Annotated in this window: 8 protein-coding genes and 1 pseudogene; 5 read left to right on the top strand and 4 right to left on the bottom strand. The window is 65.4% G+C overall.

Annotation, left to right across the window (positions count from 1 at the left end; translation table 11 throughout):
* A pseudogene (locus LH475_RS10085) lies at positions 1-220 on the bottom strand (IMP dehydrogenase); the annotation flags it as partial.
* Positions 221-402: 182 nt separating this feature from the next.
* Here LH475_RS10085 and LH475_RS10080 point away from each other — a divergent pair.
* Together LH475_RS10080 and LH475_RS10075 are read left to right on the top strand one after the other, a co-directional pair.
* A complete protein-coding gene (locus tag LH475_RS10080; protein ID WP_297413775.1) occupies positions 403-4,197 on the top strand; it encodes a multifunctional oxoglutarate decarboxylase/oxoglutarate dehydrogenase thiamine pyrophosphate-binding subunit/dihydrolipoyllysine-residue succinyltransferase subunit in 3,795 nt (1,264 codons plus the stop codon).
* A gap of 239 nt (positions 4,198-4,436) precedes the next feature.
* Positions 4,437-4,616: a hypothetical protein gene (locus LH475_RS10075; protein WP_196843099.1), complete on the top strand. Its 180-nt coding sequence runs from the start codon at positions 4,437-4,439 to the stop codon at positions 4,614-4,616.
* Positions 4,617-4,912: 296 nt separating this feature from the next.
* On the opposite strand, the gene LH475_RS10070 is transcribed toward LH475_RS10075, so the two are convergent.
* Entirely contained in the window at positions 4,913-5,155 is a 243-nt protein-coding gene (locus tag LH475_RS10070) for a zf-HC2 domain-containing protein (RefSeq protein WP_196843098.1), read from the bottom strand.
* The gene (locus LH475_RS10065) at positions 5,152-5,832 is read right to left on the bottom strand and encodes a sigma-70 family RNA polymerase sigma factor (RefSeq protein ID WP_196843097.1); all 681 of its coding nucleotides are present in this window, start codon (positions 5,830-5,832) and stop codon (positions 5,152-5,154) included. The genes LH475_RS10070 and LH475_RS10065 overlap by 4 nt, the downstream gene beginning before the upstream one ends.
* A 105-nt stretch (positions 5,833-5,937) precedes the next feature.
* On the opposite strand from LH475_RS10065, the gene aroA reads away from it, so the two are divergent.
* The 3 genes from aroA to bcp are packed head-to-tail and all read left to right on the top strand — an operon-like array spanning position 5,938 to position 8,985.
* Positions 5,938-7,299, top strand: a complete 1,362-nt coding sequence (gene aroA, locus LH475_RS10060) for a 3-phosphoshikimate 1-carboxyvinyltransferase (protein WP_196843096.1) — start codon at positions 5,938-5,940, stop codon at positions 7,297-7,299.
* Entirely contained in the window at positions 7,300-8,466 is a 1,167-nt protein-coding gene (gene rsgA, locus LH475_RS10055; RefSeq protein WP_196843095.1) for a ribosome small subunit-dependent GTPase A, read from the top strand. It begins immediately after the preceding gene.
* A gap of 39 nt (positions 8,467-8,505) precedes the next feature.
* Positions 8,506-8,985 carry a thioredoxin-dependent thiol peroxidase gene (gene bcp, locus LH475_RS10050; RefSeq protein WP_196843094.1) on the top strand — a complete coding sequence of 160 codons (480 nt, stop codon included), beginning with the start codon at positions 8,506-8,508 and terminating at the stop codon, positions 8,983-8,985.
* Here the strand turns inward: bcp and LH475_RS14575 are convergent.
* A complete protein-coding gene (locus LH475_RS14575) occupies positions 8,943-9,077 on the bottom strand; it encodes a hypothetical protein (protein WP_366145596.1) in 135 nt (44 codons plus the stop codon). The genes bcp and LH475_RS14575 overlap by 43 nt on opposite strands.
* Positions 9,078-9,087 lie beyond the last annotated feature (10 nt).

Below are 9,087 nucleotides of genomic sequence, written 5' to 3'. Positions count from 1 at the left end.
CGGGACCCACCCCGCGGCCGCGGCCGGGGGGGCGGGGGCCCCCCGGGCGCGGCCCGGTGACCGAGTTCATATTCGCTGACACGATCGGTATCGTGGCGCCGGTGCCGTCATTCGGGGCCAGCGAAACATTCAAACGGCTGGTGACGGCCGATTGGCCGGGCACCAGAAACACGTCGGAGTAGGTCAAATCATGGCTGGGCGTCGTTCCATAGAACTGCATACCAAGAACGCTAGCCGTTCACTTGGGTGTTTATGGTCGCATGGGATGGGATTAGGCTGGTCACTAAGACTGACCTGGCGGTCGACATCGTCAGCGACAGACTCAATGAAAGCGCAGATTGACCCGGCGTATGACATAGCCGAGGGCATCCAAATTCAAAGCAGAGAGTGGGCGATCCCACGGTGTCAAGCCAGGTAACCGGTGGAGCTTCTGACGAAACAACGTCAGGCGAATTCGGAGCAAACGAGTGGCTCGTTGACGAATTGTACGAACGCTATTTGATCGACAAGAAGTCGGTGGATGAGTCGTGGTGGCCGGTGCTCGAAAGTTACCACCAGACCGCAAACACCCCGGCTGCAAACGCTCCCCCGGCAGCACCAGCGCCGGTCACAGCAACGGCAACGGCAGCACCCGCGCCGGTCGCAGCACCGGCGGCACCCGCGCCGGTGGCCCAGACTCCGCCCGGTGCCACCGCGTCGGCCCCCGTCACCGAGAACCAGCCGACGGCTCGCACAACATCGAGTGCGCCCAAGCCGGTCCCGGTTCCCGCCGATGCTCCCGTCACAAGCCCGCAGGCCGTCGTCGTCGACCAGTCCAAGCCGGTCAGGCAAGACAAGGTCTCGCCGCTGCGCGGTATGGCAAAGTCCCTCGCGACGAACATGGTCACAAGCTTGACCGTGCCAACGGCCACGAGTGTTCGCACCATTCCGGCCAAGCTGCTCATCGACAACCGCATTGTCATGAACAATCACATGAAGCGGGCTCGGGGTGGCAAGGTCTCCTTCACCCACTTGATCGGTTGGGCGCTGATTCGCGCGCTCAAGATGTTCCCCAGCCAGAACGTCTACTACGACGAGGTCGACGGCAAGCCCTCCGTCGTCGCCCCCGCCCACGTCGGAATGGGTCTGGCCATCGACATGCCCAAGCCCGACGGCACCCGCGCCTTGCTCGTTCCGGCAATCAAGCGTGCTGACACGATGACGTTCGGCGAGTACCTCTCCGCGTACGAAGACCTCGTCACCCGGGCACGTCACAACAAGCTCACCGCCGACGACTTCGCCGGCGCGACCCTGTCGCTGACCAACCCGGGCGGCATCGGCACCGTGCACTCGGTGCCGCGCCTCATGAAGGGCCAGGGCTGCATCATCGGCGCCGGCGCCCTCGACTACCCGGCGGAGTTCCAGGGTTCGAGCGTCAAGACGCTCACCGGCCTGGCCATCTCAAAGACCATCACCCTCACAAGCACCTACGACCACCGCGTCATTCAGGGTGCTGGTTCGGGCGAGTTCCTCAAGATCGTGCACGAGCTTCTGATCGGCCAGCACAACTTCTACGAAGAGATCTTCTCGGCGCTGCGCATTCCGTACGACCCGATCCACTGGGCACCGGACATCAGCGTCGACCTCGCGAGTGCCGTCGACAAGACCGCTCGCGTGCAGGAACTGATCAACTCGTTCCGGGTGCGCGGCCACCTCATGGCCGACATCGACCCGCTCGAGTACATGCAGCGCAGTCACCCCGACCTCGATATCGCCACTCACGGGCTCACCTTCTGGGACCTCGACCGGTCCTTCGTGACCGGCGGTTTCGGTTTGCAGCGCCAGATGATGCTGCGCGACATTCTCGGTGTGCTGCGCGACTCGTATTGCCGCACCACGGGCATCGAGTACATGCACATTCAGGACCCGGCCCAGCGCAAGTGGGTGCAGGAGAAGATGGAGAAGACCTACGTCAAGCCCACGCACCACGAGCAGATGCGTATCCTCGGCAAGCTCAACGAGGCCGAAGCCTTCGAAACGTTCCTGCAGACCAAGTATGTCGGGCAGAAGCGCTTCAGCCTCGAGGGTGGCGAGTGCACTATTCCGCTGCTCGACACCATTCTGCAGGGTGCTGCCGAGCAGGGTCTCGACGAGGTGGCGATCGGCATGGCCCACCGAGGCCGCCTGAACGTGCTCACCAACATCGCCGGCAAGACCTACGGCGAGATCTTCCGTGAGTTCGAGGGAACCCAGGACCCGCGCACCGTGCACGGTTCAGGTGACGTGAAGTATCACCTCGGCACCACGGGCATGTTCCGCGGTGAAGACGGCGCCGAAATTCCGGTATCGCTCGCCGCCAACCCGTCGCACCTCGAGGCCGGCGACGGCGTGCTCGAGGGCATTGTGCGGGCCAAGCAGGACCGCAAGCCGATCGGCACCTTCTCCACCCTGCCCATCCTCATTCACGGCGACGCCGCGATGGCCGGCCAGGGCGTCGTGCTCGAAACCCTGCAGATGTCCCAGCTGCGCGGCTACCGCACCGGCGGAACCGTGCACATCGTCGTCAACAACCAGCTCGGTTTCACGACCCTGCCGCAGGATGCCCGCACCAGCATCTACGCGACCGACGTTGCCAAGACCATTCAGGCGCCGATCTTCCACGTCAACGGGGACGACCCCGAGGCCGTCGTGCGTGCCGGCGAGCTCGCGTTCGCCTACCGCCAGGAGTTCAAGAAAGATGTCGTCGTCGACCTCATCTGCTACCGACGTCGCGGGCACAACGAGGGCGACGACCCCTCGATGACCCAGCCGCTGATGTACAACCTGGTCGAGGCCAAGCGCAGCGTACGCAAGCTGTACACCGAGGCACTCGTCGGCCGTGGCGACATCACCGAGGAAGAATACGAAGCCGCCCACCGCGACTTCCAGGATCGCCTCGAGCGTGCCTTCCTCGAAACCCACGCCGCGCAGACGGCGTCGATCCCGATCATCACGCCGGAAATGGCCGCCACGGCCAAGGCCGAAGCCGAAGCGCAGGCCCGAGACGACGCCGCTGGCGAGCCGGAGACGACCGGCGTTCCCGAGAGTGTCATTCAACTCATCGGCGACGCCTTCAACAACAAGCCGTCCGGCTTCACCGTGCACAGCAAGCTGCAGCAGCTGCTGCAGAAGCGTCTCGACATGAGCCGCAACGGCAACATCGACTGGAGCTTCGGCGAACTGCTCGCGCTCGGTTCCCTACTGCTCGAAGGTACCCCGGTGCGTTTAGCCGGACAGGATGCCCGCCGCGGCACATTCGTGCAGCGTCACGCTGTTCTGCACGACCGGGTGAACGGCCAGGAATGGTTGCCTCTGGCCAACCTCAAGGACAACCAGGCCCGATTCTGGATCTACGACTCGCTGCTGAGCGAATACGCCGCCATGGGCTTCGAGTACGGCTACTCGGTGGAACGCGCCGACGCCCTCGTGCTCTGGGAAGCGCAGTTCGGTGACTTCGCCAACGGCGCGCAGACCATCATCGACCAGTTCGTCTCCTCCGCCGAGCAGAAGTGGGGCCAGCGATCATCCGTCGTACTGCTGCTGCCGCACGGTTACGAGGGTCAGGGACCCGACCACTCGTCGGCCCGCATCGAGCGGTTCCTGCAGCTGTGTGCCGAAGAGAACATGACCGTGGCGCGCCCATCGACGCCGGCATCGTACTTCCACCTGCTGCGCCGCCAGGCGTACATGCGCCCGCGCCGCCCGCTGATCGTGTTCACCCCCAAGTCGATGCTTCGCCTGCGCGGCGCGACGAGCGCCGTGGCCGAACTCACGAGCGGCAAGTTCGAGACGGTCATCGATGACCCCCGCATTACCGACAAGAACGCCGTCAAGCGTGTCTTGTTCATGGCCGGAAAGATCTACTACGACCTGCTGAACGAACTCGAGAAGAACCCGAACCCCCAGATCGCCCTCGTGCGCGTCGAGCAGTACTACCCGCTGCCCACCGTGGCGCTGAAGAGCGTGGCCGCCCAGTACCCGAACGCCGAACTGGCGTGGGTGCAGGACGAACCGGAGAACCAGGGTGCCTGGCCGTTCTTCTACCTGGAGACCAGCAAGCTCGGCCCGCGTGCCATGCGGCTGTTCTCGCGTCCGGCTTCGGCTTCGCCGGCCGCCGGCTCGCCCAAGCGCCACGCGATCGAGCAGGTCAAGCTGCAGCGCGAGGCGCTGACGCTCTAGCGCGGTGACAGCAGTGCAGTAGCACAGGAGGGTGACCTGGTCACCCTCCTGTGCTGTGTCCGCGCCGTTTTCGCGCCGTTTCCGCGCAGTCGTGGGGCTATCTCTCGGTGCAGTCGCGGGGCTCCTTCGAAAGACGTCGCGACGGCATCCGCTCGCCTGGTCAGAACGTGCAGGGACCAGCCGTGCGCTTCCAGACCGCGCCGACAGTTCCACGCTCGGGTCAACCGAGGAGCGCGCCCATGCCCGTTCAGACGGAAAACCAGCTCGGGGAGCCGTGTTGGATCGACCTGATAACAAGCGACCCGGCCCGGTCAATCGTGTTCTACGCCAAGCTGCTCAGCTGGAAGGCCATCGACACCGGGGCGGAGCCTGGCCGGTACACGATGTTCTTTCACGGCGGCGGCGCTATGCCGGTGTGACCGTACAGGACCCATCGAGGCGAAACCGGGACTTCTGGATGACCGACCTCGCAATCGAGAACGTCGACGAGACGGTTCGGGCCCCGACCGCTGGCAGGTCTACCTCGGGGTCGCTGACGTGCGCACGGCTGCCGGGAAGGTGAGCGAGTTCGGTGGCACGGTGCTGCGGACGCCGTGGGAGTGAGACTTCACAACATTCGCCCAGGTCAAAGGCCCAGCCGGCGCCGCTTTTTTGCTGGGACAGCTCGAGCCGTCACCGCGGTCGGGCGACTCGAGCCCCTCGTCAATGCGGCCGTTCAGTGCGAGGCCTGCAGGGCACGCAGCTTGAGCAAGACCTGATCACGCAGGTCTTCGGGCGCGGTCTCCTTGCAGGCACGCTGTATGACCTCGGTCATCGTACGCCCGACGAGATGTTCGATGCTGCAATCGGGGCAACTGGCAAGGTGCTCCTGAATGTCGGCCGCATCATCTTTGCGAAGTTCGTTGTGCAGGTACTCTTCGAGTTCGGCCTTGGCCTTCTCGCAACCGCAATCGGTCATTTGTCTGCTCTCCTGGATGTTCTCTGGCCCTGGCCCGTGTCCAGCCCGCGCTCTGCCGCGTAGCCGGCCAAGAGCTCTCGCAGGAGTCGCCGGCCACGGTGCAGGCGACTCATCACGGTGCCAATGGGGGTTTTCATGATTTCGGCGATCTCCTGGTAGGAGAACCCTTCGACGTCGGCGAAGTACACGGCGAGTCGGAAGTCTTCGGGAATGGACTGCAGGGCGTCTTTGACGGCACTGTCAGGCAGGTGGTCGATGGCCTCGGCCTCGGCTGAACGCCCCGACATGGCGGTGGTCGATTCGGCGCCGCCAAGCTGCCAGTCCTCCAGCGCATCGATGGTGCCCTGATAGGGCTCGCGCTGCTTCTTGCGGTACGCGTTGATGAAGGTGTTGGTGAGGATACGGTACAGCCACGCCTTGAGGTTGGTGCCCTGCTCGTACTGCGCGAATGCGGCGAAAGCCTTCACAAAGGTCTCCTGCACGAGATCCTGCGCATCGGAGGGGTTGCGGGTCATGCGCATGGCCGCCGCGTAGAGCTGGTCAAGGAACGGCAACGCCTGTTCCTCGAACAATCCGCGGGTCTGCTCGCGCAGTTCGGCTTTTGTCGGTGTACGTGTCGTGAGTTCTGTGTCGCTGCTCGAAAGGTCTTCCGAGTTCACGGGCGTGTCTGAAGTCATCACGGATAATTCTAGGCTGTTACCCGCAGCCAGGGGTCGTTCCAACAGCATTGACACCGCTACAGATCTCCCTCCGATTGTTATCACCGACTATTCTGATAACCGATGTTGATCTCGAGATATTCCAAGCCGGAGTTCGATCCGTACGGCGACAATTCACCGACCGAAGCGGATGTCTGGTGGCACGCGCCGACCACGAATGCCCCGCTGCAGGCGGTGCTGGCTTTGCCGGGCTCGAAATCGCTGACCAACCGGGAGTTGGTGGCATCCGCTCTCGCGAGCGAACCGTCGCTGCTGCGGTCACCGCTGCACTCGCGGGACAGCGACCTCATGGTCGACGCGCTGCGCCAACTCGGCGCCACCATTGAGGCCGTTGCCGGCGTCGGCGCGTTCGGCGCCGACCTGCGCGTGACCCCACCGGCCGAACTGCTCGGCTCCACCACGATTGACTGCGGCCTGGCCGGCACCGTCATGCGCTTTCTGCCGCCGCTGGCCGCCCTTGCCCTCGGCCCGACGACCTTCGACGGCGATGCCGGCGCACGCCGCCGCCCGATGGGGCCCATTATCGGTGCTCTGCGCGACCTCGGTGGCGACATCAACGACGATGGCAAGCGAGCCCTGCCGTTCACCGTGCACGGACGCGGAGCGGTCACGGGCGGCGCCGCTACCATCGACGCGGGCACGTCGAGCCAGTTCGTCTCCGGGCTGCTGCTGGCCGGCGCACGCTTCGAGCAGGGCCTGCACCTCACCCACTCGGGTGAACGTCTGCCGAGCCTGCCGCACATCGAGATGACCATTGAGGTGCTGCGCGCTCGCGGAGTGGCCGTGGCGACCCCCCGCGTTGGCGAATGGATCATCGAACCCGGTGAGATCACCGGACGCACGGTCGACATTGAACCCGATCTCTCGAACGCCGCGCCGTTCCTGTGCGCCGCGCTCGTGGCCGGCGGCAGTGTCACGATCACCGGCTGGCCGGAGACGACCACGCAGGTCGGCGCCGACCTCGAGCAGCTACTGCCGCTGTTTGGCGCGACCGTCACTCGGGTCGGCGACCGGCTCACCGTCACCGGCGGAGAGGCAGTTCACGGCGTCGATCTGGATCTCTCCACCGGCGGTGAGCTCGCCTGCACCCTCGTGGCCCTCGCGGCCCTCGCCGAGACGCCGAGCACGATCACCGGCATCGGGCACATTCGCAACCACGAGACCGACCGTCTCGCCGCGCTGGCCACCGAGATCAACCGGCTCGGCGGCACGGTCACCGAACTGTCCGACGGCCTACAGATCGAGCCGGCGCCGCTGCACGGCGGCCAGTGGCTCAGCTACGACGACCACCGCATGGCTACGGCTGGAGCGCTGATCGGCCTGCGTGTGGCCGGTGTCGAGGTGGAGAACATCGGCACGACCGCGAAGACCCTCCCGCAATTTCCCCAGCTGTGGCACGCGATGATCACCGAAGCGGCGCTCTAAATGCCGCTGGCGCCCAACGCGGGCACGCCCGCGAGCGGGAACGACGACGATCGTGACCGGTCAGACGAGCCAAACGGCGCGAACGCCGCCTCAGAGCCCGACGACCTGGCCGGCGATCCCGGCGACACCTGGTGGGCGTCCGCCGACGACGACGAACCGGAGTTCGACGAGTCGAGCGTGCGGGTACGTCCCGGCCGCAAGGGCAGTAAACCCCGCACCAAGACCCGGCCGGGCCACGAGAACGCTCTGACCGGGCGCATCCTCTCGGTTGACCGCGGACGCTACACGGTCATGCTCGACGAGAACCTGCCCACCGAGCGACGCATCACGACGGCTCGGGCGAGCGAGCTGCGCAAGAAGGCCGTCGTCAACGGCGATCGCGTCGACATCGTCGGCGATACAACCGGGGCCGAGGGCAGCCTGGCCCGCATCGTGCGCATCGTGCCACGAGACACCCTACTGAGACGCAGCGCCGACGACACCGACGCCGTCGAGCGCGTGATCGTGGCCAATGCCGACCAGATGCTGATCGTGGTCGCTGCAGCCAACCCGGAGCCGCGCATCCGCTTGGTGGATCGGTATCTGGTCGCGGCCTACGACGCCGGCGTGAAGCCTATTCTGTGCATCACCAAGACCGACCTCGCCGACCCGGCCGCGTTTCTGGCCAACTTCGCCGGGCTCGACCTGCCCGTGTTCCAGAGCGGCGAAGGCGGCATGCCGATCGAACAGATTTCGGCGGTGCTGGTCGGCCACGACACGGTTTTCGTCGGGCACTCCGGAGTCGGCAAGTCCACCCTCGTGAACGCGCTCGTGCCGGGCACCAACCGGGCCATCGGCGTCGTCAACACCGTCACCGGCCGCGGGCGCCACACCTCGTCGTCGACCGTGTCACTGCGCCTGGAAACGGATGCCGGTCGCGGCTGGGTCATCGACACCCCCGGCGTGCGGTCCTTCGGTCTGGGTCATATCAACACCGACAACATCCTCAAGGCGTTCACCGACCTCGCCACGATCGCGGAACACTGCCCCCGCGGCTGCACGCACCTGCCCGGTTCGCCGGATTGCGCGATCATCGAAGCCGTCGAAGCCGACGAACTCGGCGACACCGGCCGGGTGCGCCTGGACTCGCTGCAACGCCTATTGGCGACCTTCGCGCCAGCCCGCTGAGCGGGATCGAGTGTCACACGACGCGGATACGATGGATGCATGACGGATTCAGCGCGCCTTGCAGTTGGCGACACGGCCCCCCACTTCACCCTGACCGACCAGGATGGGGCATCCGTTTCGCTTGCCGATTTTGCCGGCAGCAAGGTCGTCGTGTATTTCTACCCGGCCGCGATGACACCCGGTTGCACGACCCAGGCCTGCGACTTTCGCGATAACCTCGGGTCCCTCAAATCGGCCGGCTACCAGGTGCTGGGCCTGTCGAAAGATGCTAGGGCCCAGCTCAAGAAGTTTCAGGAGCACGACTCCGTGAACTTTCCGCTGCTCAGCGATTCGGGCCTCGACGTGCACCACGCCTACGGCACCTGGGGCGAGAAGAACCTGTACGGCAAGGTCGTGACCGGCGTGCTGCGCTCAACCTTCGTGCTCGACGAGGCCGGAGTCATCACCCACGCCCTCTACAACGTCAAGGCCACCGGTCACGTCGCGAGCCTCCGCAAGAAGCTCGGTATCGACGCCTGACTGTCGGGCTGACCGGGCGAACGGGCCGAGACAGCAGCGTTCAGCACAGCGCCGGTCAGCACAGCGCCGGTCAGCACAGCGCCGGTCAGCACAGCGCCGGTC

Origin of the sequence: Cryobacterium sp., from assembly GCF_026786305.1 — a bacterium.
Lineage (GTDB): Bacteria > Actinomycetota > Actinomycetes > Actinomycetales > Microbacteriaceae > Cryobacterium.
The sequence above is the reverse complement of the archived record's forward strand: the minus strand, read 5'-3'. Positions and strand labels throughout refer to the sequence as shown.